The 22,768-nt window shown below is 60.4% G+C and carries 19 protein-coding genes and 1 pseudogene; 9 read left to right on the plus strand and 11 right to left on the minus strand.

Annotated elements, in window-relative coordinates; translation table 11 throughout:
• Positions 1-10 precede the first annotated feature (10 nt).
• From JH25_RS04840 to JH25_RS04830, 3 genes are all read right to left on the minus strand, one after another.
• Positions 11-3,481, minus strand: a complete 3,471-nt coding sequence (locus tag JH25_RS04840) for a hybrid sensor histidine kinase/response regulator (protein WP_032880045.1) — start codon at positions 3,479-3,481, stop codon at positions 11-13.
• Positions 3,482-3,599: 118 nt separating this feature from the next.
• Positions 3,600-3,983, minus strand: a complete 384-nt coding sequence (locus JH25_RS04835; protein WP_032803663.1) for a YbaN family protein — start codon at positions 3,981-3,983, stop codon at positions 3,600-3,602.
• A gap of 20 nt (positions 3,984-4,003) precedes the next feature.
• Positions 4,004-4,591, minus strand: a complete 588-nt coding sequence (locus JH25_RS04830) for a UPF0149 family protein (protein WP_005790129.1) — start codon at positions 4,589-4,591, stop codon at positions 4,004-4,006.
• Between the two features lie 275 nt (positions 4,592-4,866).
• Here JH25_RS04830 and recQ point away from each other — a divergent pair, with 275 nt between their 5' ends.
• Complete coding sequence (recQ, locus tag JH25_RS04825) at positions 4,867-6,996, plus strand: DNA helicase RecQ (protein WP_005790127.1); 2,130 nt, start codon at positions 4,867-4,869, stop codon at positions 6,994-6,996.
• Between the two features lie 121 nt (positions 6,997-7,117).
• Positions 7,118-7,552, plus strand: a complete 435-nt coding sequence (locus JH25_RS04820) for a MarR family transcriptional regulator (protein WP_003193007.1) — start codon at positions 7,118-7,120, stop codon at positions 7,550-7,552.
• A 128-nt stretch (positions 7,553-7,680) separates the two neighbouring features.
• On the opposite strand, the gene JH25_RS04815 is transcribed toward JH25_RS04820, so the two are convergent.
• Positions 7,681-9,870, minus strand: a complete 2,190-nt coding sequence (locus JH25_RS04815; RefSeq protein WP_005790125.1) for a patatin-like phospholipase family protein — start codon at positions 9,868-9,870, stop codon at positions 7,681-7,683.
• Between the two features lie 84 nt (positions 9,871-9,954).
• Here JH25_RS04815 and JH25_RS0127355 point away from each other — a divergent pair.
• A pseudogene (locus tag JH25_RS0127355) lies at positions 9,955-10,242 on the plus strand (SelT/SelW/SelH family protein).
• Between the two features lie 34 nt (positions 10,243-10,276).
• On the opposite strand, the gene JH25_RS04810 reads toward JH25_RS0127355, so the two are convergent.
• From JH25_RS04810 to JH25_RS04800, 3 genes are all read right to left on the minus strand, one after another.
• Positions 10,277-10,558, minus strand: coding sequence for a hypothetical protein (locus tag JH25_RS04810; protein WP_003193002.1), 282 nt, complete (start codon positions 10,556-10,558; stop codon positions 10,277-10,279).
• 130 nt (positions 10,559-10,688) lie between these two features.
• On the minus strand, positions 10,689-11,573 hold the full coding sequence (locus JH25_RS04805) for a DMT family transporter (protein ID WP_032880046.1): 885 nt from the start codon (positions 11,571-11,573) through the stop codon (positions 10,689-10,691).
• 99 nt (positions 11,574-11,672) lie between these two features.
• Positions 11,673-12,422: an AraC family transcriptional regulator gene (locus JH25_RS04800; RefSeq protein ID WP_032880047.1), complete on the minus strand. Its 750-nt coding sequence runs from the start codon at positions 12,420-12,422 to the stop codon at positions 11,673-11,675.
• Positions 12,423-12,559: 137 nt separating this feature from the next.
• Here JH25_RS04800 and JH25_RS04795 point away from each other — a divergent pair, with 137 nt between their 5' ends.
• Positions 12,560-13,369 (plus strand): UDP-2,3-diacylglucosamine diphosphatase, encoded by an 810-nt coding sequence (locus JH25_RS04795; protein WP_032880048.1) that lies wholly within the window; start codon positions 12,560-12,562, stop codon positions 13,367-13,369.
• Between the two features lie 66 nt (positions 13,370-13,435).
• Here the strand turns inward: JH25_RS04795 and JH25_RS04790 are convergent, their stop codons facing one another.
• The 3 genes from JH25_RS04790 to phhA all read right to left on the minus strand — a co-directional run bounded on the left by JH25_RS04790 (position 13,436) and on the right by phhA (position 15,875).
• Positions 13,436-14,629, minus strand: a complete 1,194-nt coding sequence (locus JH25_RS04790) for an amino acid aminotransferase (protein WP_032880049.1) — start codon at positions 14,627-14,629, stop codon at positions 13,436-13,438.
• On the minus strand, positions 14,629-14,985 hold the full coding sequence (locus tag JH25_RS04785; RefSeq protein WP_005790113.1) for a 4a-hydroxytetrahydrobiopterin dehydratase: 357 nt from the start codon (positions 14,983-14,985) through the stop codon (positions 14,629-14,631). Before JH25_RS04785 ends, JH25_RS04790 begins: the two co-directional genes overlap by 1 nt.
• A gap of 98 nt (positions 14,986-15,083) precedes the next feature.
• Complete coding sequence (phhA, locus tag JH25_RS04780; RefSeq protein ID WP_032880050.1) at positions 15,084-15,875, minus strand: phenylalanine 4-monooxygenase; 792 nt, start codon at positions 15,873-15,875, stop codon at positions 15,084-15,086.
• Positions 15,876-16,132: 257 nt separating this feature from the next.
• Between phhA and JH25_RS04775 the strand changes: the two genes are divergently transcribed.
• Positions 16,133-17,686 (plus strand): sigma-54-dependent phenylalanine hydroxylase transcriptional regulator PhhR, encoded by a 1,554-nt coding sequence (locus JH25_RS04775; protein ID WP_005790109.1) that lies wholly within the window; start codon positions 16,133-16,135, stop codon positions 17,684-17,686.
• 66 nt (positions 17,687-17,752) lie between these two features.
• On the opposite strand, the gene JH25_RS04770 is transcribed toward JH25_RS04775, so the two are convergent.
• A complete protein-coding gene (locus JH25_RS04770; RefSeq protein ID WP_164699534.1) occupies positions 17,753-18,730 on the minus strand; it encodes a hypothetical protein in 978 nt (325 codons plus the stop codon).
• Positions 18,731-19,314: 584 nt separating this feature from the next.
• Between JH25_RS04770 and JH25_RS04765 the strand changes: the two genes are divergently transcribed.
• The 4 genes from JH25_RS04765 (at position 19,315) to JH25_RS04750 (ending at position 22,768) form a co-directional block, all read left to right on the plus strand.
• The gene (locus JH25_RS04765; RefSeq protein ID WP_032880052.1) at positions 19,315-20,055 is read left to right on the plus strand and encodes a flagellar basal body rod protein FlgF; all 741 of its coding nucleotides are present in this window, start codon (positions 19,315-19,317) and stop codon (positions 20,053-20,055) included.
• A gap of 62 nt (positions 20,056-20,117) precedes the next feature.
• A complete protein-coding gene (flgG, locus tag JH25_RS04760) occupies positions 20,118-20,903 on the plus strand; it encodes a flagellar basal-body rod protein FlgG (RefSeq protein ID WP_005790105.1) in 786 nt (261 codons plus the stop codon).
• Positions 20,904-20,956: 53 nt separating this feature from the next.
• Positions 20,957-21,652, plus strand: a complete 696-nt coding sequence (gene flgH / locus JH25_RS04755; protein ID WP_005790104.1) for a flagellar basal body L-ring protein FlgH — start codon at positions 20,957-20,959, stop codon at positions 21,650-21,652.
• 6 nt (positions 21,653-21,658) lie between these two features.
• Positions 21,659-22,768 carry a flagellar basal body P-ring protein FlgI gene (locus JH25_RS04750; RefSeq protein WP_371920236.1) on the plus strand — a complete coding sequence of 370 codons (1,110 nt, stop codon included), beginning with the start codon at positions 21,659-21,661 and terminating at the stop codon, positions 22,766-22,768.

Raw genomic sequence — 22,768 nt, forward strand, 5'->3', positions numbered from 1 at the left:
CACGACCCTTTTACAAGGGCAGGTGCCTGCTCAACAGTGCCCTCAACGCCGCCGGCTTCACCGGCTTGGCCAGGTAGTCCAGCCCCGCCCCATGCACCTGAGCCACCATCTCCGGGCGCCCGTCGGCACTGATCACAACGCCGGGAATAGGCTCGGCCAATTGCGCTCGCAGCCAGCCCATCAGTTCGGTGCCGGTTTCGCCGTGGTCCAGGTGATAATCCACCAGCGCCAGTTGCGGTCGCATACCGTCGGCCAGCAGCGCTGCGCACTGGGCCTGGTCGGTGGCGGTCCAGACTTCGCAGCCCCAGCGTGTCAGCAGGCTGCGCATACCGATCAGGATGCTTTCCTCGTTATCCACGCACAGCACCCGCGCACCGCTCAGGGGCAGGCCGTTCTCCACGGCGGCTTTTGGCTGCGGGCTGGCCTGGTTGCGCGCCAGCGGCACGCACACGCTAAACACGCTGCCCTTGCCCGGCCACGAGCGCACGCTCAGGCGATGGCCCAACACGCGGCACAGGCCGTCGGCAATCGCCAAGCCCAGGCCCAGGCCCTTCTCGGCGCGGGTCTGGTGGCTGTCCAGGCGCTTGAATTCTTCGAAGATCACTTTTTGCTTGTCCGGCGGAATGCCCGGGCCTCGGTCCCATACTTCCAGGCACAGTTCGCCCTGACGTCGACGTACGCCCAGCAGTACGGGCCCGTCGGCATAACGGAAGGCATTGGTCAGAAAGTTCTGCAACACCCGCCTCAGCAACTTGATGTCGCTGTCCACTCGCAGGCGGCTGCCGCGCCAACGGAAGCGCAAGCCTTGCTCATGGGCCAGCGCCTTGAATTCTGCGCCCAGGGTGTCAAATAGCTCATTGAGTACAAAGGGCTGGCGTTGTGGATTGATCTTGCCGTTTTCCAGGCGCGATATGTCCAGCAAGTCGCTGATCAGGTCTTCGGCTGAGCGCAACGAGCTGTCCAGATGCTGCACCAGTTGCCGCGCCTCGTCGGACAGGCCGTCGTGCTGGTGGGAGAGGGCGGCGGAGAACAGACGTGCGGCGTTCAGCGGTTGCATCAGATCGTGGCTCACCGCCGCCAGGAATCGCGTCTTCGATTGGCTGGCAGATTCGGCCACGCCTTTGGCGTCGGTCAGCGCCACGTTGAGCTGCGACAACTCATGGGTGCGCTCGGTCACTCGCTGTTCCAGGCCCTCGTTTGCCTCGGTCAGTGCCTGTTCGGCTTCGCGGAACGCGGTGATGTCGGTGAAACTCATGACAAAACCGCCACCGGGCATCGGGTTGCCGATCAACTCGATCACCCGGCCATTGGGAAACAGGCGCTCGGAGGTGTGCGCGCGGCCCTGGCGCATCCAGTGCAGGCGTCGCGCCACGTGCACTTCGGCTTCACCCGGCCCGCACAGGCCGCGCTCGGCGTTGTAGCGAATAATGTCGGCAATCGGCCGGCCGACGCTGATCAAACCGTCCGGGTAGTTGAACAGCTCCAGGTAGCGCCGGTTCCAGGCCACCAGCTTGAGCGACTGGTCCACCACGCTGATGCCCTGGGTAATGTTCTCGATAGCGCCTTGCAGCAGGGCGCGGTTGAATTGCAGCACCTCGGAGGCTTCGTCGGCGATGCGTACTACGTCCTCCAGCTGCATTTCCCGGCCTTCGATCGCGGCTTTCACCACTGCCCGCGTCGAGGAGGCGCCGAGTACGCCGGCCAACAAACGCTCGGTATGGGCGATCCAATCGTTGTCGGCATTCTGGTTGGGGTTGAAGCCTTTACCCTGGCGATAGGCAAAGCGAATGAAGCTCTGCTGGGCACGTTCTTCGCCGACGAAACGTGCAGCCAGGCTGAGCAGGTCGCTGATCTGCACCGACAACATGGAACGAGCATTGGCGCGCTGGTTGATTTCCTGGCCGATAAACCGGCCGGCCTGCCAGTGCTCGGAAACTCGCGTGCGCGACAGCATCGATACCCAGACGAAGAGGGTGAAGTTACCCGCCAGGGAGAACACTGTACCCAAGGTCAGCGACGTCACCGACAGCCCGAATGGGTGGGAGTGCATCCAGGTCAGGCCGGGGAAAAGGCTGAGCGACCAGCCAAGGCTTTTCGCCGTCACCGGTAGGACCAAGGTGTAGAACCACAGGAATGTACCGGCGGCCAGGCCGGCAAATACACCGCGCCGGTTGGCCTGCTTCCAGTAGAGCGCACCGAGCATCGCCGGGGCCAGTTGGGTCACGGCGGCAAAAGCGATCTGGCCGATGGTGGCCAGGCTGGCAGTCGAGCCCAGCAGACGGTAGCTCACATACGCCAGCAGCAGAATGATCACAATGCTCACCCGGCGTACCGAGAGCATCCAGTGGCGGAACACTTCGAACGGCCGCTCGGCGCTGGAGCGGCGCAGCAACCACGGCAACAGCATGTCGTTGGAGACCATGGTCGACAACGCGATGCTGGCCACGATGACCATGCCGGTGGCTGCCGAAGCCCCGCCGATGAACGCCAGTACGGCGAGGGCCGGGTGGGCCTGGGCCATCGGCAGGCTGATCACGTAGGAGTCGGGCAGCACCGAACCGGGCAACAGCATTTTTCCGCCCAGGGCGATCGGTACCACGAACAACGCGGCGAGGATCAAGTACGCCGGAAATACCCACTTGGCCAGGCGCAGGTCCTGCGGGTCAATGTTCTCAACGACAGTCACATGGAATTGCCGGGGCAGGCAGATGATCGCCATCATGGCGACGCCAGTCTGCACCACCATTGATGGCCAGTTGATCGTTTCTTTCCAGTATTCCTCCAGGCGCGGCGCGAGCATGGCCTGGCTGAACAGATCGCCGAAACCGTCGTACAAGCCGTAGGTCACAAACGCGCCGACCGCGAGAAATGCGAACAGCTTGACCAAAGACTCAAAGGCAATCGCCAGCACCATGCCCCGGTGGTGTTCGGTGGCATCGAGGTTTCGCGTACCAAACACGATAGTGAACAGCGCCAGCACCAGCGACACGATCAAGGCGGTGTCCTGAGCCCGGGTACCGGTGGTGTCGGGGCCTGCGCCGATCAACAGGTTTACGCCCAGCACGATGCCTTTGAGTTGCAGCGCGATATAGGGCAGCACGCCGACCAGACAGATCAGCGCGACCACCACCGCCAGGGATTGGGATTTGCCATAGCGAGCGGCGATAAAGTCGGCGATGGAGGTGATGTTTTCCTGCTTGCTGATCAGGATCATCTTCTGCAGCACCCAAGGCGCCAACACTAGTAACAGCACCGGCCCCAGGTAGATCGGTAAAAATGCCCACAACTGCTCGGCGGCTTGGCCTACCGCTCCGAAGAACGTCCAACTGGTGCAGTACACCGCCAGCGACAAGCTATAGACCCACGCACGCACCCGGGGTGGCAGCGGCGCATGGCGGCGGTCACCGTAAAAAGCGATGGCAAACATAATGGCCATATAGGCCAGGGCAACGGCGGCGATCAGCCCGCTGGACAGCGTCATGGTAACTCCGAGCATAAGAACACCCGGGCATTCCGGGCCCGGTTGGACAGTCTCGCATGATGCCTGTTGTTAGTCAGTGTCGACCAAGGTCGCGTGGGATCTAATGTCGCAGGTGCGTTCAGCGCGGGGGCAGGGTTTTCTGGCGCAGGATGTAGATCGTCACCAGCACGGCGCTGGTCAGCATGAAGCCGCGAGCCCACGGCAACGGCACCAGGTAACAGGATAGCGCGATGCTCAGCCACATCAGGCCGATGGCGTAGACCTTACCCTTGAGTGGAATGCCGTTGCCATCCAGGTAATCACGAATCCATGGGCCCAGTCGTGGGTGTTCCACCAGCCAGTGATAGAACCGCGGGGAGCTTCGAGCGAAGCAGGCGGCGGCCAGTAGTAGAAAGGGCGTGGTCGGCAATACCGGTAGGAAAATGCCAATCACTCCCAGCGCTACGCTCAGCCAGCCGATGGCCAGTAGTACGTAGCGCAGGAGCAGTGAGCGGTTGCCCATGGGTGCCACGGACAAGCGACTCAGTGGTGACGTGGCTTGAGGATCGCCGGTTTTTCGTCAGGCGCATTGCACAGCAGGTACAGCGCGGTCAGGGCTTCCGGGATCTGCACGATCATGTCGTCCATCAGGTTGGCATCGGCGGCGATGTCGGAGAACTCTGCTTCTTCTTCGAACAGGCCCGAACCGACCATGATCGGCAGGAGCATTTCGCTGACTTCTTCTTCGGCGGTTTCGAACCAGGCGGCTTCACGCAGGAACACGCCTTCCATGAAACCGATGCACCAGCCGCGCAGGTCGGAGTCGTCCGGGTCGTCGCCCAGGTCGAGGTCGCATGGCAGCTCGAACTCTTCGTCGGAGGCCAGTTGGCGCGCAATGTGGGCCTTGAGGGCGATCAGGGTGGATTCGATTTCTTCGCGCTGGGCGGCGTCGCTGTAATGAGGCTCTTCAGCGAACAGCGCGTCGATCCATTCACGGTCCGGGACGGTTTCGGAGCAGATCGACAGGGCGGTCAGGTAGCCGTGGGCGGCCACGTAGTCCAGCGCCTCGTCATGCAGCTCATCGGCGTCGAGGAAGGCTTGCAGGCGGGTTAGTTGCTCAGCGAAGGACATTGAAGGGCTACCTTGGGAATAAACGATGCTGAATTCTAGGCTTTCTTGAGCGCCCAGGCCAGCCGCACGGCATATTTGCCCGGTTTTAGAGCAGGCGTCTATTCGTCAGTCGCGCCCTTTGGCCGATGACGCTCGGGTATACTGCCGCGTTTTGTGATGCCCCTGCAGGCTTAGCGCCAATCCGGGAAAACTTCGCTTACGGATTATTTTCCGTGAAAGCGTGTTTTTTCGGCCAGCCTGTACAGAGGGATTTCGGCACCATTTTGGAGTTTTACATGCTCGAGCAGGCTCAACGCGTCCTCAAGGACATCTTCGGCTACGACAGTTTTCGTGGCCGCCAGGGTGCGATCATTGAGCGTGTGGCCAGCGGCGGCGATGCCCTGGTGCTGATGCCTACCGGTGGCGGCAAGTCGCTGTGCTTCCAGGTACCTGCGCTGTTGCGCAACGGCCTGGCGGTGGTGGTGTCGCCGCTGATCGCGTTGATGGACGATCAGGTTGCCACCCTCGAAGAGCTGGGCGTCGCCGCCGCTTCCCTGAACTCCACTCTCAGCGCCGAGCAGCAGCGCGACCTGGCCGCACGAATCAAGCGCGGTGAAGTGAAGATGTTGTACCTGGCGCCGGAGCGTCTGGTGCAGCCACGCATGTTGGCCTTTTTGCAGAGCCTTGAAATCGCCCTGTTCGCCATCGACGAAGCCCACTGTGTATCGCAGTGGGGCCACGATTTCCGCCGCGAATACCTGCAGCTTGGTCAATTGGCGGAGCTGTTCCCCGACGTGCCGCGCATCGCCCTGACCGCCACCGCCGACAAACGTACCCGTGAAGAGATCGTCGAGCGCCTGCATTTGCAGAATGCCGAGCGCTTCCTGTCCAGCTTTGACCGGCCGAATATCTTCTATCGCATCGTACCCAAGGAGCAGCCACGCAAGCAGTTGCTCGCGTTCCTGTCCGAGCGGCGCAGCGATGCGGGTATTGTCTACTGCCTGTCACGCAAGAAGGTCGATGAAGTCGCTGCGTTCCTGTGCGAGCAAGGCTACCCGGCGCTGCCTTACCACGCCGGCCTGCCCAATGAAACGCGCTCTGCGCACCAGAAACGCTTCCTCAACGAGGAAGGCCTGATCATGGTGGCGACCATCGCCTTCGGCATGGGTATCGACAAATCCAACGTGCGTTTCGTGGCGCACATGGACCTGCCCAAATCCCTTGAGGCCTATTACCAGGAAACCGGACGTGCCGGCCGTGATGGCCTGCCGGCGGATGCCTGGATGGTCTACGGCCTGCAGGACGTGGTGATGCTCAAGCAGATGCTGCAGAACTCCGAAGGGGACGAGCGTCACAAGCGTCTGGAGCAGCACAAGCTCGACGCCATGCTTTCGTTGTGCGAAGAAACCCGCTGCCGCCGTCAGACGCTGCTGGCGTATTTCGACGAAGACATGCCGCAACCCTGCGGTCACTGCGACAACTGCATCGACGGCGTGCAAACCTGGGACGCTACCGAGCCTGCGCGCCAGGCGTTGTCGACGATCTATCGCACTGGCCAGCGCTATGGCGTGGGCCATCTGGTGGATGTGTTGCTCGGCAAGGACAATGAAAAAGTTCGTAGCTTCGGCCACGAAAAACTGTCGGTCTATGGCGTCGGCAAGGCCCGTGCCGAGGGCGAATGGCGTTCGCTGTTTCGCCAGATGGTTGCCCGTGGCCTCGTCGACATTGATATCGAAGGCTATGGCGGGCTGCGCCTGAACGACAGTTGCCGGCCGTTGCTCAAGGGTGAAGTCAGCCTGGAACTGCGCCGCGACCTAAAGCCGCAGGCCAGCGCCAAAAGCAGCAGTACCAGCCAGGCCAGCCAGTTGGTGCGGGGCGAGGAGCGCGAGCAGTGGGAGGCGTTGCGTACCCTGCGGCGCAAATTGGCGCAGGAACACAGCGTGCCGCCCTACGTTATCTTCCCCGACTCCACGTTGCTGGAAATGCTCCGCGAGCAACCCACCACCATGGCCGAGATGGCTCGGGTCAGTGGCGTGGGTGCGCGCAAGCTGGAGCGTTACGGCCAGGCCTTCCTCGAAGTGCTCGGCGGCCAGGCAGAAGCGCCGAAGGAAATCGCCGATATTCGCCACGAACTGATCAGCCTGGCCCGCGCTGGCATGACCCCGATCCAGATCGCCGGCCAACTGCAATGCTCGGAAAAAAATGTGTATACCCTGCTCGCCGAAGCCATCGGCAAGCAACAGTTGTCGCTGGAGCAGGCCCTTGATTTGCCTGAGGATTTACTCGGCGAAATCCAGGATGCCTTCCTCGACGGAGAAGGCGAATTGCCACCTGTAGTGGAGATCGCTCCGTTGTTCACCGGGCGTGTTCCCGAGGGTGTTTTGTACTGCGTGCGTGCCGCTTTGCAGTCGGAATTCGAAATTTAGTGTGGCAATTACGACAATGTAACGAATCAGTACATACCGGGCCTTGCCTACTGGCATGGCTCATGCTTAGCTGACTAATAATTAGCCACACTTTATTTTCAGTCTTAAACACGAGTTTTTTATGCCGTTAACCGATCAACACCGTTTTGGCATGCAGTTGGCGCAAATGTCCCGAGGTTGGCGCGCCGAGCTGGACCGTCGTTTGGCGGGGCTAGGGTTGTCCCAGGCGCGCTGGCTGGTGCTGCTGCATCTGGCCCGTTTTGTCGAAGCACCTACCCAACGTGAACTGGCACAAAGTGTCGGCGTCGAAGGGCCGACCCTGGCGCGCCTGCTCGACAGCCTGGAAGGCCAGGGCCTGGTGCAACGCCAGGCCGTGGTGGAAGACCGCCGCGCCAAACGCATTTTGTTGTGTGATACCGCTCAACCGCTGATCGACCAGATCGAGACCATCGCCACGGCCTTGCGCCATGAGCTGTTCGTTGGGGTGAATGAAGAGGATCTGCGCGTGTGCATGCGTGTGCACGAGCACATTCTGGCGAACCTGGAAAAGTCCTGACTCCCAATTCGCCGAGAACCAAATGTGGGAGGGGGCTTGCTCCCGATTGCGGTGGGCCAGCTACAGAATTGTTGACTGATACCCCGCCATCGGGAGCAAGCCCCCTCCCACATTAGTTCTGTGCTGTGTCAGAAGGTCTGGCCGAGATTCAGGTACACCGCCTTCTGATTATCATCATTGAACCCATAGCTGAAATTCAGCGGCCCCAGTGGCGTATCAAACCCCAGGAAAATACTCGCGGCATTGATATACCCGCTGTCGAATTCGTTGTCGTTGTTCCACGCCCGGCCCCGTTCCAGTGAGGCACCCAGGTACAACGGGAAGTCCAGTGGCAGGTACGAGCGTGGGGTCAGCCGGCGGAAGTACACCGCGCGCATCAGGCTGACGTTCTGGCCCGAAATCGCATCCTGGCGAAAGCCCGACAATTGCCGCGCCCCACCCAGCAGGAAGCTGGAGATCACCACATCGGAATTATCCAGCGTGCGTCCATAGCGACCGCCGAGTATCAGAGTGTCCGGGCCATGGCTCATGGCCTTGTCCAGTTTGAACTCCCATTGACGGTAGCGCTGGTCCGAACCCAGTCCGGGTTCGAATTCGCGAAAGGCCAGGCCTATGTCTTCGCCGCTGTGCGGGAAGTAGACGTTGTCGAGGGAGTCGAAGGAATATTTAAGCTCATAGAACCCTTCGCTGAAACTCACGCTCGGCAGGTCGCGCTCGCCGATACGCACGTCCGCCTTGCCCCACGCCTCACCTACGCCGAAGCGGATCTCGCCGCTGTTGCCGATCTGGCGTCCTACGTTCAAGCCAAAGCCATAGCGTTCCAGGCGATATTCGGAGATGGGGTCGTTGTCCAGGATCAGCTCAACGTTCTGCGCCTCGGCTCTGATGTAAGGCGCGACGAAGTAGCGCGACCCGGTGTCCATCGGTTGGTAGAACTCGCTGTACAGCTCCTGTCGATCACCGATCTGCACCCGCGTCAGCCACTCCGCGCCGAGGCGGTTGATGCCGTTCACTCGATAGCTGGCACCAAGGTTGAAAGCGCTGTCGCCACGCATGTCATCCGACAGGTTCAAGCCCAGGCGCAGGTAGTCGGTGCCGCTGCGCTTGCCCCGCGCGCTGATCACCAGGGTGTTGTCCTGGCCCTTTTTGACCACGCGGTATTGCACCTGCTCGAAGTAATCCAGGCCGTACAGTGTGCCCATGTCCGATTGCAGGCGCCCCAGGTTCAGCGGTTCTCCCAGCCCCTGACGGATGTAATAGCGGATCACGTCGTCGCTGACTTTGGAGTCGTTCTCCACCTTGATAGCGGTGATCACCGGGGTGCGCTCGCCCGGCGTGCGTGCAGCCACCAGTTGCGCGTCGATGGGCTCGACCGGACGCAGGTTCGCCAGGCGCACATCGAGAGCGCGGGTGGCGCGGTAACCGGCGTCGATCATGTCTTTGGCGCGGCCGAAGTCGGTCACGCCATAGGCGGCCAGAGGCGGTTGGATCAGCACATCCTTGGGGTTCAGAGCCTTGAGTTGCTCCTCGGAATTGCGCCGGGTCATCAGGGTGATGGACTGGTTGAGCACGTCCACCACGGTCGCCAATTGCTTGCGCGAGCGCAGCGGGGTGCCGATGTCGACCACGATGGCAATATCGACGCCCATCTCCCGCGCCACATCCAACGGGATGTTGTCGGTCATACCGCCGTCCACCAGCAGGCGGCCGTCCAGTTCCACCGGGGCGAACACGGCGGGGATCGACATGCTGGCGCGTATCACCTGGGGCAGGTGGCCCTTGCTGAACACGACTTTTTCGCCGGTGGTAATGTCGGTGGCCACTGCGCGGAACGGGATCGGCAGCTTGTCGAAGTTACGCGTGTTGCTGCTGTGGGCAAACATGCTTTCCAGCAGCAGCGCCAGGTTCTGGCCCTGGATCACACCCAGTGGCAGGCCGAGGCTGCCGTCGTCGCGGAAACTGAGTTTCTGCTTGACCAGGAAATCCCGGTCGTCCTGTTTGCGCCGAAACGGTACGTCTTCGCGTGGTGGGGCGTCCGACAGGGCCTGTTGCCAGTCGATGCCCAGCGCCAGCTTCTCCAGTTCGTCGATTTTGTAGCCCGATGCGTACAGCCCGCCAATTACCGCACCCATGCTGGTGCCGGCAATCGCATCAATATGGATGCCCTGTTCCTCAAGGGCTTTGAGCACACCGATATGCGCCAGGCCACGGGCGGCACCACCGGACAACACCAGGCCGATTTTAGGGCGGGGTGCTTCCAAGGCTTCGGCAAGCAGGGGGACTAGGCACAGGAACAGGCAAGACAGCAGGCGGCGCATCATCAATCTCGAGGCTGGGCGATAAAGGCCGCTATTATAGCCACTCGATTCGCTGGGCCCGTCATGTCAGGAGCCGCTTAAATTATGTCTGCAAGCAAACCCGAGATCGTTATCACTTATTGCACCCAGTGCCAGTGGTTGCTGCGCGCCGCGTGACTGGCCCAGGAGTTGCTCAGTACATTTGCCGATGACCTGGGGCGCGTGGCGCTGGAGCCGGCCACCGGTGGCGCCTTTCGCATCACCTGTGATGGCGTGCAGATCTGGGAACGCAAAGCCGACGGCGGCTTTCCCGAGGCCAAGGTACTAAAACAGCGGGTACGCGACCAGATCGACCCGCAGCGCGATCTGGGCCATAACGATCGTACGCAATGAAAGTCACCGCCACAGAGGGGCGGTGACCCTACCGCTACTTGGCAGCGAGCTTTTGTTTGATAAAACCGACGGCCCACGTCAATACCAACCCACCGACGCCACCGCCGACAATATTGCTGCCGATCGCGGCAACATCCAGCGCTTCGCCGCTGGTGGTGCCCGTGAGTGCGGCGACAATCTGGCCCAGCACCAAGCCGCCGACTCCGCCGAGAAAGGTATTGAGCCCTGTCCCCAGGCTCTGTTTGGTCATGCCGGCGATGTTGCCACCGACGGCACCGCTGATGATCTGGACCAGCAAGCTGATGAGCATTTCCATGATGAAACTCCTGCATCGCATTGAGGGGTGACCACTCGCTTGCAGCAACTTCAGAAAGCACCATGGCTGTCGTCGAGGAGTCTTTATCCGTTGAACGACTACAGACTGTTGCGGACGTTTAAAGTATAGATCAGGCTGTGGTTGCCGGTTGTTTGGCCTGGCTGGCGCTGCCCATCAGGCCGGAAAGCACGATGGCGAGGATGATCAAGGCGCCGCCCAGCAACATGCGTAAGGTCGGGGTTTCGGCAAACAACAGCCAGGCCACGGTGATGCCGTAGACAGGTTCCATGGCAAACACCACCGAGGCGGTGCGCGCCTTGATCACGGCAAGGCTGGCGACAAACAGGCTATGGGCAAGACCCGTACAAAACACTCCCAGCAACCCGATCCACAGCCAGTCAATCCCACGTACATCCGCCAGCCCTGGTGCGGCCACCGGCAGCAGGCAGGCCGCGACCACCACGTTCTGGCACAGCGCGGCCTGTACCGCAGGAATGCGCCCGGAGCTGGCGCGATTGTTCAGCGATAACAACGAGAACAACAGCCCCGAGGCGATCCCCCACAGTAGGCCGCTGGTGGCCTCGCTGGCGAGGTTGAAATCCGGGGTCACCAGCACCAGGCCAACGGTGACCAGGGCCACTAGCAGCACTTCATTGGCGCGAATGCGCTCGCGGAAGATCAACCCTTCAAGGATCACGGTAAAGGCCGGAAAGGCGGTAAACCCCAGGGTCGCCACGGCCACGCCGGCGACTTTGACGGCAATAAAGAACGTCACCCAATGCGCGGCCAGCAACACACCGCTGACCAGCAGGCGGCGCCAGTCGCGCATCTCCAGTGTCTTCCAGGGCGCGTTGCTGGCAAAGCGGGCAAACACCGCCAGGGCGAGCACAGCAAACGCGGCGCGACCAAACACGATGATGGCAGGGGAGGCCGCCGCCAGCTTGCCGAATACGCCGGTGAGGCCAAACATCAATGCGCCGATATGCAGGGCGCCAAGGGCTGAGCGGGGAGTCATTGCGATCCTTGAAGCAACGGGGGTAACAGCCTCGCAGTCTAGAGGCATGGTTTGCGGGCGTCTGTCGCCGGCCTCGCGATTTTTAGCGTGGGGCTCTTGTCAGTCGGCCCGACGCAGGGCGCTGGGCGTGGCGCCAAACTCGCGCAACATGGCGGCACTGAATGCGCTTTGCGAGGCGTAGCCGACGCGCTCGGCAACCTCACCAATGGCAAGCGGTGTGCCGCGCAAAAGCCCCAGCGCCATGTGCAAGCGACGACTGCGAAGATAATCCATCGGCGTTTGCCCGCATTCGGCCATGAAGCGTGCATGCAGGCGCGCCACGGAAAGCCCGGCGATGCGCGCCAGGTCGGCCACCTGCAACGGGCGCGCAGCATGGCGCTGGATATGGGCATTGAACGCTGCATAAGGCAGGCGCCGGCCAGGCTGCGATTTAGCCTGGGGATGATTGAGGCTGGCCAGTAACAGCACCGCACCTTGCTGGACGATCAGCGGATCGTCCACCGGGCTGTGCGCCAGCCACTGCACCAGTTGGCTTTGCCGCGGATCCAGCGTCAGTCGCGCCGGTTGCCCCAGCAAGCGGCGACTGGCATCGGCATGCTCGCCCAGGGATTGCACCACCCAATGCTCGGTCGGCACATCCAGCACCAGGCAGCGGCTGCCATCGCGGCTGCCACAGGCATGGTGAGTGGAGAAGGGCAGCACCATCACACTGCTCTCGCGCACTTGGCTGCCACGGCCATCGACTTCCAGCTCCAGGTGCCCGGACAGGCCGAACACCAACTGCGCATGATCATGGCTGTGAGCGATGGGGGCTTCGAGGTAGTGGCGTAGCGTGAGGCTCGGGCTCATCGCAATCTCCAGGGCGGCAAGGCGCCAGTCTACAACGCTTTGCGGGAATTTAGCGCTGTCATCAGACTGACGCACAGCTGTCATGGGCTATTAATCGCCAAGGCGCAAGCTCGCGAAAACAGCGTCGAGGGATGCCCATGACCCATGCCGAGTTCACCAAGCCCAGCCGCAAACAACGGGTGCGAACCCTGTGGATTTCCGACGTGCATCTAGGCACCCGGGATTGCCAGGCCGAGCACTTGTCGCAGTTTCTCAAGGGCTACCACGCCGACAAGGTCTACCTGGTGGGCGATATTATCGATGGTTGGAAAATGCGTGGCGGCATGTACTGGCCCCAGGCCCACACCAACGTGATCCGCCGCCTGCTGACCATGGCCAAGCGCGGCACCGAGGTGATCTACGTTACTGGCAACCATGATGAATTTTTACGACGCTATTCCAAGCTGATCCTGGGCAATATCCAGTTGGTCGATGAGGCAGTGCATGTGACCGCCGACGGTCGGCATCTATTGGTGATCCATGGCGACCAGTTCGATGTGATCACCCGTTATCACCGTTGGCTGGCGTTCCTCGGCGACTCGGCCTACGAATTCACCCTCACGCTTAACCGCTGGCTCAACCATTGGCGCGCGCGCTACGGTTATGGCTACTGGTCGCTGTCGGCGTACCTGAAGCACAAGGTGAAAACCGCCGTGAGCTTTATCAGCGATTTCGAAGAAGCGATTGCCCACGAAGTCACCAGGCGCGAACTGCATGGGGTGGTGTGCGGGCATATCCACCATGCCGAGATTCGCAAAGTGGGCGAGGTGGATTACCTCAATTGCGGGGATTGGGTGGAATCGTGCACCGCGCTGATCGAGCACTGGGATGGGCATATCGAGTTGTATCGGTTGGCGGACGTCCAGGCCAGGGAGGCGCAGCTCAAGGCTGAAATGGTCGCTGGCTAAAAGCCTCGCCTCGGTAAAAATGTGGGAGGGGGCGTGCCCCCTCCCACATTTTTGATCCCGCAGTTTTCAGTTGGAAACGTCGGCGATAGCTTGGGCCAGCAGCGTCAAACGTGTCGCATCCACCCCGGCCACGTTGGCCCGGCCTGAACTGACCATATACACGCTGTGCTCCTCGCGCAGTTGCTTGACCTGCTCGGCACTCAAACCGGTATAGGAAAACATCCCGCGCTGCGCGCCGATATGGGCAAACTTCTCGGCCAAGCCATGGGGCTTCAAGGCTTCCACCAACCCGGAGCGCAAGTGCGCGATCCGCGAGCGCATGGCCTCGACTTCCTCGCTCCACAGTTTTTTCAGCTCGGTATCACCGAGGATGGTCGCCACCACGGCAGCGCCATGATCCGGCGGCGTCGACCACAGGTTGCGGGCGATGTTCGCCAGTTGGCTGCGCACATCGGTGAGCTTTTCGGCATCCGCAGCACACAGGATCAGTGCGCCGACCCGGTCGCGATAAAGACCAAAGTTCTTCGAGCAGGAACTGGTGACCAGCACTTCCGGCAACTCGGCTGCAAACAGGCGCACCGCCCACGCGTCCTGCTCCAGGCCATCACCAAAGCCCTGGTAAGCAAAGTCGATCAGCGGCAGCAACTGGCGTTCCCGCACAATCTGCAACACCTGGCGCCAGTCATCCTGGGTCAGGTCGAAGCCGGTCGGGTTATGGCAGCAGGCATGCAGCAGCACCACGTCACCCTTGGGTACCGTGGACAGGGTCGCAAGCATCGCCGCCACATCCAGGCGATTGTCGCTGCCTACGTAAGGGTAGTGACTGACCTTAAGCCCGGCCTTGGCAAAAATGGTCTCGTGGATCGGCCAGGTCGGGTTGCTCAACCACACGCCACGGCCAGGCAGGCTCTGGGCGATAAAGTCAGCGCTCAGGCGCAGGGCGCCGGTGCCGCCTGGGGTCTGGGTGGCGCCGGCGCGGCGTTCGCGCAACAAGGCCGAATCGGCACCGAGCACCAGCTCACTGATCAGGGTGCCGAAAGCCGCGTCACCATGGCCACCGATGTAGGTCTTGGTCACCTGGGTATCAACCAGGCGCTGTTCCGCCAGCTTCACCGAGTGGGGAATCGGGGTCAGGCCCTGGTCGTCCTTATACACGCCCACGCCCAGGTCGAACTTGTTCGGGTTGGCATCCTGGGCATACAGGTCCATCAGCCCGAGGATCGGGTCACCGGGCACGCGGCCAATCGCATCGAAGTGCATTACTTGCGGCCCTCGGCAGTCTTGGCCACTTCGTCGGTGCGCGCAGCCATGATGAAGTCGTTGCGGTGCAGGCCCTTGATGGAGTGGCTCCACCAAGTCACGGTGACTTTGCCCCATTCGGTGAGCAGGCCAGGGTGATGGCCTTCGGCTTCGGAGATTTCACCCATGGCGTTGGTGAAGGCCAGGGCGAACTTGAAGTTCTTGAACAGGAAGACCTTTTCCAGCTGCATGACGCCGTCGCGCACTTCGATGTTCCAGTCAGGGATCTGCTTGAGCAGCACCGGCAGTTCTTCATCGCTGACTTGCGGGGCATCGGCGCGGCAGGCTTCGCAGTGGGCTTGGTTCAAGGTGGTCATGGGAGGTGTCCTGAATTCGAATGTTTGAAGGTCAGTGGCGTTACCCTAAAGCAACGCGCGGCCAGGGAACAGACTCACCTGGCCTAAAAAGGCACAGCTCAAGCAGCCTTGGGCTTTGGCGGGAATTTCGGTGCGTGCAAGCCCAATTCCATACCGCGCTCGACCATGCCCATGATGTCTTCCTGCGCCACGTCGAACAGGCGCTTGAGTTCGGGCAATACGAAGTACAGCGGTTGCAGGATGTCGATACGATAAGGGGTGCGCATCGCTTCCAGCGGATCGAAGGCTTGGTGCTCGGGCTCATCCGACAAGCAATACACGCTTTCTTTAGGCGAAGACAGAATGCCGCCACCGTAGATGCGGCGCCCTTGGGGCGTGTTCACCAGGCCGAACTCGATGGTCATCCAGTACAGGCGCGCCAGGTACACCCGTTGCTCCTTGGTGGCCGCCAGGCCGAGCTTGCCGTAGGTGTGGGTGAATTCGGCGAACCAGGGGTTGGTCAGCAGCGGGCAGTGGCCAAAGATCTCGTGGAAAATATCCGGTTCTTGCAGGTAGTCCAGCTCTTCACGGGTACGAATAAAGGTCGCCACCGGAAATTGCTTGCTGGCGAGCAATTCAAAAAAGGTCTGGAAGGGAATCAGTGCGGGTACACGCGCGACTTGCCAGCCGGTGGTTTCGGCCAGCACCTTGTTGATTTCGCCCAACTGGGGGATGCGATCCAAGGGCAGGCCGAGCTTGTCGATGCCGTCCAGGTATTCCTGGCAGGCACGGCCTTCGATCACTTTGAGTTGGCGAGTGATCAGCGTGTTCCATACCGCGTGTTCTTCTGGCGGGTAATGGATAAAACCTTGCGCATCGGGCTCGCGGGCCACGTAGTGCGTCTGCTTCATACGGCTCTCCTGCTAGGCATTCGTTCTTGTTATGTCCTGCGATGCACCTATTGATAACCCGAACAGCGCCGGATTCCATCGCGGTCTTGCCTGGGTGCGTAGGAAAAACTACCCGTTTTCGTAAAGTATTCGTTACGGGTGTAGGCCTTATCTGTGTCTTGGGCTGTAAAAAGGTGACGCGCTGTCACATAATCTTGACGACTATCTGCGCCCAGCGGCAAAAAGACGCGGTGCCTCCCTACTTTTCGAGCCTTTCCATGCGTATCAAAGTGCATTGCCAGAACCGCATCGGCATCCTGCGGGACATCCTCAACCTGTTAGTGGAGTACGGCGTCAACGTCGCCAAGGGCGAGGTCGGCGGTGAGCATGGCAATGCCATCTACCTGTTTTGCCCGAACCTGGTGAACATGCAATTTCAGGCATTGCGCCCGCAGTTCGAGGCGATTGCCGGCGTATTCGGCGTCAAAAGGGTGGGGCTGATGCCGAGCGAGCGGCGGCATATGGAACTCAATGCGCTGCTCGGCGCCCTGGAATTTCCGGTGCTGTCCATCGACATGGGCGGTTCTATCGTCGCTGCCAATCGTGCAGCGGCACAGTTACTCGGTGTGCGGGTGGATGAGGTGCCGGGTATTCCACTGTCGCGCTATGCCGAGGACTTCGATTTGCCGGAACTGGTGCGTGCCAGCAAATCGCGGATCAACGGCTTGCGGGTCAAGGTCAAAGGTGACGTGTTTTTGGCGGATATCGCCCCACTGCAATCCAGCGAGCATGACGACAGTGAGGCCATGGCCGGTGCCGTGCTGACCTTGCATCGCGCTGACCGTGTGGGTGAGCGCATCTACAACGTGCGCAAGCAAGAGCTGCGCGGCTTTGACAGCATCTTTCAAAGCTCCAAAGTGATGGCTGCGGTGGTCCGAGAAGCACGGCGCATGGCACCGCTGGATGCGCCGCTATTAATAGAAGGCGAAACCGGCACCGGCAAAGAACTGCTGGCCCGTGCGTGTCACCTGGCCAGCCCGCGAGGGCAGTCGCCTTTGATGGCCCTCAATTGTGCGGGGTTGCCCGAGTCGATGGCTGAGACTGAACTATTCGGCTACGGCCCCGGTGCTTTTGAGGGGGCGCGAGCGGAGGGCAAGCTCGGGCTGCTGGAGTTGACGGCGGGCGGTACCTTGTTTCTTGATGGCGTTGGTGAAATGAGCGCGAGATTGCAGGTGAAGTTGCTGCGCTTCTTGCAGGATGGGTGTTTCCGTCGGGTCGGCAGTGATGAAGAGGTGTATCTGGATGTGCGGGTGATCTGTGCGACCCAGGTGGACTTGTCGGAACTCTGCGCCCGGGGTGAGTTTCGCCAGGATCTCTATCACCGACTGAACGTGCTGTCGCTGCACATTCCACCCTTGCGTGAATGCCTGGACGGCCTGGCGCCCTTGGTCGAGCATTTTCTTGACCAAGCCAGTCGGCAGATCGGTTGCCCGCTGCCCAAGTTGGCGCCCGCTGCCATGGAGCGTCTTAGCCACTACCACTGGCCAGGCAATGTGCGGCAGTTGGAAAACGTGTTGTTTCAGGCGGTATCGTTGTGTGAGGGCGGCACGGTCAAGGTCGAGCATATTCGTCTGCCGGATTACGGCGTGCGTCAGCCGCTTGGGGATTTTTCGTTGGAAGGCGGTTTGGAGGATATCGTGGGGCGGTTCGAAAAGGCCGTGTTGGAAAGCCTTTACGCCGAGCACCCAAGCAGCCGGCAACTGGGTAAGCGCTTGGGTGTATCGCACACCACCATTGCGAATAAGTTGCGCGACTATAAGGTGATCAAGTAAGGGTATCGCGATGCTGGACACTGCGTCTTGTGAACGCAGTGTCCGATCTGACAACTGTCCAGTGTGTCAGCCGTAGACAATGTTGTACTGGCCTATTTCTTCAATCTTGCCTGTACTTTTGTCCCTCCAGGCCAGCGTTGTGTTTTCGTTGTCAATTTTAAAGAGCTCAATCAGGCTGTAGTTCTTGTCATGTTCCAAGTTGCTCAAACTTTTTTGAATCTCGGGAGAGAGTTTTCCGTACTTGCCGTTTTTCAGATCCTTGGCAGTTACGCCGTAATCCTTGAATTGTTGGGCTTCGGGATTCGAATTCAACAGCTTTAATAAATCCGTACCGCTCGTTGGCGTCATATAGCCGTTTTCTGGCTGTTCAATAAATACAGGCCTGCCACCGTCGACGGGTGCCCAGAGGTAGGTCAATGCGTATCCGTTAAACTGAGTCACCATCCGGTAGTCCCTATGTTCATCCAGTTTCCCCAGTTCCTTGGTAATACTGGGGGAGAGTGGCCCATATTTGCCGCCAAGCAGATCCTTGGTGGTGATATCCATGTCCATACGGATCATGGCCTGTGGCAGTGTGTCGATAAGTTTATCCAGCGCCTTTACGGCCGGGTTCCAATGTTGATTTATTGGTGCGAATTCGTCTGCGAGCCTTGGAGAGACAAGATAACTTGGCCGCTGATCAGCATACCTGTCAGTAGGGTAGTTCCAGTCACGGCGCATGTCTGGTACGCGCCGCTCGGGAAGGTAGTCCCAGTCGCGACGCATTTGCGGCAAATCCCGGCCAGGGCGATAGTCCCAGTCTGGTTGCATGTCCGAGATGCGTCGGTCGGGGTAATAGTCCCTAGCACGGTGCATCTCTGGAAAGTATCGGTCAGGACGATAGTCTGAAACATCGGCCCTGTGCTCGTGGGTGCACGCGTGATAATGGGGCGCGGCCGATGGGTAGTTAGGTCGGTATACATCATGGTCCGGTCTGCCACCCGCTCTTGTAGGGAAGTAAGGAACACTGAAAGGCAGGGTGGGTACTTGTGAAATAGTGGACATGATACTGATCCTGTAGTTAGTGATAGGTGTGTCGCAAGCACGCAACTTTAAATACTCGGGGTGGTGATGTTGCGATGGACAGAATTTACGCAGGCAGTAGGGTGTGTTCAAGTTGTCGTTGTTTAGTAATTGTAAGCGTGTGTCGAGACGTTTTAATTTGGTGTAAGTGTTGTGAGATGTCAGAGAAAGCAAGCGTAAAAACATGTATTAACTAAATGCTCAAGCGCCTGATAAAGATGGGTTTCACTCGTTGTACGTGAATTTGAAATAATAAGTCTGGTAGTCACCGCGTGTGTATTAATAACCCATCGCAACATTTCCCTCGATAAGAGCGGCCCAGGAAGCTGAAATGGCGACGCACCGGCGTAATTCAGGCATGGGGAGGGCTTCGGGCGTCAGGTCTTGCCGCAAGCGGCATAAGTCCGCCGTTTTTTCGACTCTTGAGAGTGGGTCTGCTCGACGCTCCAGCCCTCAACCCCCCGTATTCAGGGGGCTCCTTCGTTTTTTTAAAGTTGGTTCGCAAATTGCTTAAGCCTCCTCAGTACAGCGGTGGCGGCAAGCGTCCGTCAGAAAGAGGAAAGAGCGTGGACAAGTACCTTTATGTGGCAATGACCGGCGCCAGCCAGAATGCACTGGCGCAGAAGGCCCATGCCAACAACCTGGCGAACATTTCCACCAACGGTTTCCAGCGCGACCTGGAGCAGGCGCGTTCGATGCCGGTGTTCGGTGACAGCTTTCCGGCGCGGGCATTTGCCATGACCGAGCGGCCGGCCACTGACTTCTCCCCGGGCGCGATGATCGAAACCGGTCGCGACCTGGATGTGGCCGTCAGCGGCGACGGCTGGATGGCCGTGCAAACCCCCGATGGCGGCGAAGCCTACGTACGCAGCGCGAGCATGAACGTGGATGCGCTGGGGGTGCTGCGTGCCGGCAATGGTATGCCGATCATGGGTAACGGTGGCCCGATTGCCGTGCCGCCCCAGCAGAAAATCGAAGTCGGTGCCGACGGCACCATCAGCATCCGCGCCATGGGCGAAGGCCCGCGGGTGATGGCGGAAGTGGACCGGATCAAGATGGTCCAGCCCGACCTCAAGAACATGACCAAGGGCCTGGACGGCACCATCCACACCAAGGATGGTCAGCCAGCCCAGGCCGATGCGAACGTCAAGCTGACTTCGGGCTTCCTGCAGGCGAGCAACGTCAATGCCGTGGAAGAAATGACCGCGGTGCTGGCGCTTTCCAAGCAGTTCGAGCTGCACATCAAGATGATGAACAGCGCTAAAGAAGACGACCAGGCCATGACGCGCGTCATGCAGATGAGCTGATTCAAGCCCATTAACTAATTTGCAACGTAGCGCCCACCACCCGGCGCACGAAGGAGAACAGCATGCTTCCGGCTCTATGGGTTGCCAAGACAGGCCTGTCCGCCCAGGACACCAACCTGACGACCATTTCCAACAACCTGGCGAACGTGTCGACCACGGGCTTCAAACGTGATCGCGCCGAGTTCCAGGACCTGCTCTATCAGATCAAGAAGCAGCCAGGTGCCCAATCGACCCAGGACAGCGAATTGCCGTCGGGCCTGCAATTGGGTACTGGTGTGCAGATCGTCGGCACCCAGAAAAACTTCAGCGCCGGTAACCTGCAGCAAACCGGCCAGCCGCTGGACATGGCCATCAATGGCCGTGGCTTCTTCCAGATCCTGCAACCGGATGGGACTACCTCCTACACCCGCGACGGTACTTTCCACCTGGACTCCAACGGCCAGATCGTCACCGCCAACGGTTTCGCCCTGGAACCGGCCGTGGTGGTTCCGGCGGATGCCAAGACCTTTACCGTGGGCAACGACGGCACCGTGTCTATCACTGTGGCCGGCAACCCGGCGTCGCAAGTGATCGGCAACCTGCAAACCGCCGACTTCATCAACCCGGCCGGCTTGCAAGCGATGGGCAATAACCTGTTCCTGGAAACTGCCTCCAGCGGCGCGCCGCAAATCGGCACCCCGGGCCTGAACGGGTTTGGCACCACGCTGCAAAGCACCCTGGAAACCTCCAACGTCAGCACCGTTGAGGAGATGGTCAACATGATCACCACCCAGCGCGCCTACGAGATGAACTCCAAGGTGATTTCCACCGCCGACCAGATGCTCTCGTTCGTCACGCAAAATCTGTAATCACGTCTATGGGGCGCTCTTGACGGCGCCTGCAACACCATGAGGTAAGGGTCATGAATCGCTATGTTTCCGTTTTGGCATTGAGTGGGATCGCCGTGCTCGCGGGCTGTGTTGCCCCAACGCCAAAGCCCAATGACCCGTACTACGCGCCGGTGTTGCCACGCACGCCGCTGCCGGCGGCGGCCAATAACGGCTCGATCTACCAGGCTGGTTTCGAACAGAACCTGTACAGCGACCGCAAGGCCTTCCGGGTCGGTGACATCATCACCATCACCCTCAACGAGAAGACCCAGGCCAGCAAGAACGCCAACTCGCAGATCGGCAAGAACAGCAAGACCAGCATCGGCCTGACGTCGCTGTTCGGCGGTGGCCTGAACACCAACAACCCGCTGGGCGGTGGTGACCTGAGCCTGGACGCCGGCTACAGCGGCGACCGTGCCACCAACGGCAAGAGTGCGGCGGGGCAGGGCAACAGCCTGACCGGTTCGATCACCGTGACCGTGGCCGACGTATTGCCCAACGGCATCATCGCCATACGCGGTGAAAAGTGGATGACCCTCAACACCGGCGACGAGCTGGTGCGCATTGCCGGGATGGTCCGTGCCGATGATATTTCCACCGACAATACCGTGCCGTCGACGCGCATTGCCGATGCGCGCATCACCTACTCGGGGACGGGTTCGTTTGCTGATGCAAGCCAGCCGGGCTGGTTCGATCGTTTCTTCCTTAGCCCGCTGTTCCCTTTCTAGGTGGCCATTTTGAATTTCAAACAGCTGATGGCGACGGCGCTCTTGCTGGCCTTGAGCACTGTGGCCCAGGCCGAGCGGCTCAAAGATATCGCCAGTATTTCCGGCGTGCGCTCCAACCAGTTGATCGGCTATGGCCTGGTGGTGGGGCTCAATGGCACGGGTGACCAGACCACCCAGACGCCGTTCACCCTGCAGACCTTCAACAACATGCTGTCCCAGTTCGGTATCAAGGTGCCGCCAGGCTCGGGCAACGTGCAATTGAAGAACGTTGCCGCGGTGTCGATCAGTGCCGATTTGCCGCCATTTGCCAAGCCGGGCCAGGTGGTGGACATTACCGTTTCGTCCATGGGCAACTCCAAAAGCCTGCGTGGCGGCACCTTGCTGATGACGCCGCTCAAAGGTATCGACGGCAACGTCTACGCCATTGCTCAGGGCAACCTGGTGGTCGGCGGGTTTGATGCTGAAGGCCGCGATGGTTCGAAGATCACTGTCAACGTACCGTCGGCCGGGCGCATTCCCGGTGGCGCGACGGTTGAACGCACCGTGCCGAGCGGTTTCAACCAGGGCAACAGCCTGACCCTGAACCTCAATCGCTCCGACTTCACCACTGCCAAGCGCGTGGTCGACAAGATCAACGACATGCTCGGCCCAGGTGTGGCCCAGGCCATCGACGGCGGTTCGATTCGCGTTACCGCACCACTGGACCCCAGCCAGCGTGTGGACTACCTGTCGATCCTGGAAAACCTGGAGGTCGACCCTGGCCAGGCGGTGGCAAAAGTCATCATCAACTCGCGTACCGGCACTATCGTGATCGGTCAGAACGTCAAGGTCTCGCCGGCAGCGGTGACCCACGGCAGCCTGACGGTGACCATCACCGAAGACCCGATCGTCAGCCAGCCGGGCCCGCTGTCCAACGGCCAGACCGCCGTGGTCCCGCGCTCGCGGGTCAATGCCCAGCAAGAAGCCAAGCCGATGTTCAAGTTCGGCCCCGGCACCACCCTGGACGAGATTGTCCGTGCGGTGAACCAGGTGGGCGCAGCGCCCGGCGACTTGATGGCCATCCTCGAAGCTTTGAAACAGGCCGGCGCCTTGCAAGCCGACCTGATCGTGATCTGA

The sequence above is a fragment of the Pseudomonas sp. BRG-100 genome (assembly GCF_000737955.1).
GTDB lineage: Bacteria > Pseudomonadota > Gammaproteobacteria > Pseudomonadales > Pseudomonadaceae > Aquipseudomonas > Aquipseudomonas synxantha_A.

Bases quoted from the DNA above. Each gene is read 5' to 3' on its own strand.
- JH25_RS04775 (WP_005790109.1), top strand. From the start codon at position 16,133: ATGCGTATCAAAGTGCATTGCCAGAACCGCATCGGCATCCTGCGGGAC.
- JH25_RS04770 (WP_164699534.1), bottom strand. From the start codon at position 18,730: ATGTCCACTATTTCACAAGTACCCACCCTGCCTTTCAGTGTTCCTTAC.
- JH25_RS04830 (WP_005790129.1), bottom strand. From the start codon at position 4,591: ATGTCCTTCGCTGAGCAACTAACCCGCCTGCAAGCCTTCCTCGACGCC.
- JH25_RS04800 (WP_032880047.1), bottom strand. From the start codon at position 12,422: ATGAGCCCGAGCCTCACGCTACGCCACTACCTCGAAGCCCCCATCGCT.
- JH25_RS04785 (WP_005790113.1), bottom strand. From the start codon at position 14,985: ATGACCACCTTGAACCAAGCCCACTGCGAAGCCTGCCGCGCCGATGCC.
- recQ (WP_005790127.1), top strand. From the start codon at position 4,867: ATGCTCGAGCAGGCTCAACGCGTCCTCAAGGACATCTTCGGCTACGAC.
- JH25_RS04820 (WP_003193007.1), top strand. From the start codon at position 7,118: ATGCCGTTAACCGATCAACACCGTTTTGGCATGCAGTTGGCGCAAATG.
- JH25_RS04815 (WP_005790125.1), bottom strand. From the start codon at position 9,870: ATGCGCCGCCTGCTGTCTTGCCTGTTCCTGTGCCTAGTCCCCCTGCTT.
- flgG (WP_005790105.1), top strand. From the start codon at position 20,118: ATGCTTCCGGCTCTATGGGTTGCCAAGACAGGCCTGTCCGCCCAGGAC.
- JH25_RS04795 (WP_032880048.1), top strand. From the start codon at position 12,560: ATGACCCATGCCGAGTTCACCAAGCCCAGCCGCAAACAACGGGTGCGA.
- flgH (WP_005790104.1), top strand. From the start codon at position 20,957: ATGAATCGCTATGTTTCCGTTTTGGCATTGAGTGGGATCGCCGTGCTC.
- JH25_RS04790 (WP_032880049.1), bottom strand. From the start codon at position 14,629: ATGCACTTCGATGCGATTGGCCGCGTGCCCGGTGACCCGATCCTCGGG.
- phhA (WP_032880050.1), bottom strand. From the start codon at position 15,875: ATGAAGCAGACGCACTACGTGGCCCGCGAGCCCGATGCGCAAGGTTTT.
- JH25_RS04805 (WP_032880046.1), bottom strand. From the start codon at position 11,573: ATGACTCCCCGCTCAGCCCTTGGCGCCCTGCATATCGGCGCATTGATG.
- JH25_RS04810 (WP_003193002.1), bottom strand. From the start codon at position 10,558: ATGGAAATGCTCATCAGCTTGCTGGTCCAGATCATCAGCGGTGCCGTC.
- JH25_RS04835 (WP_032803663.1), bottom strand. From the start codon at position 3,983: ATGGGCAACCGCTCACTGCTCCTGCGCTACGTACTACTGGCCATCGGC.
- JH25_RS04840 (WP_032880045.1), bottom strand. From the start codon at position 3,481: ATGACGCTGTCCAGCGGGCTGATCGCCGCCGTTGCCCTGGCCTATATG.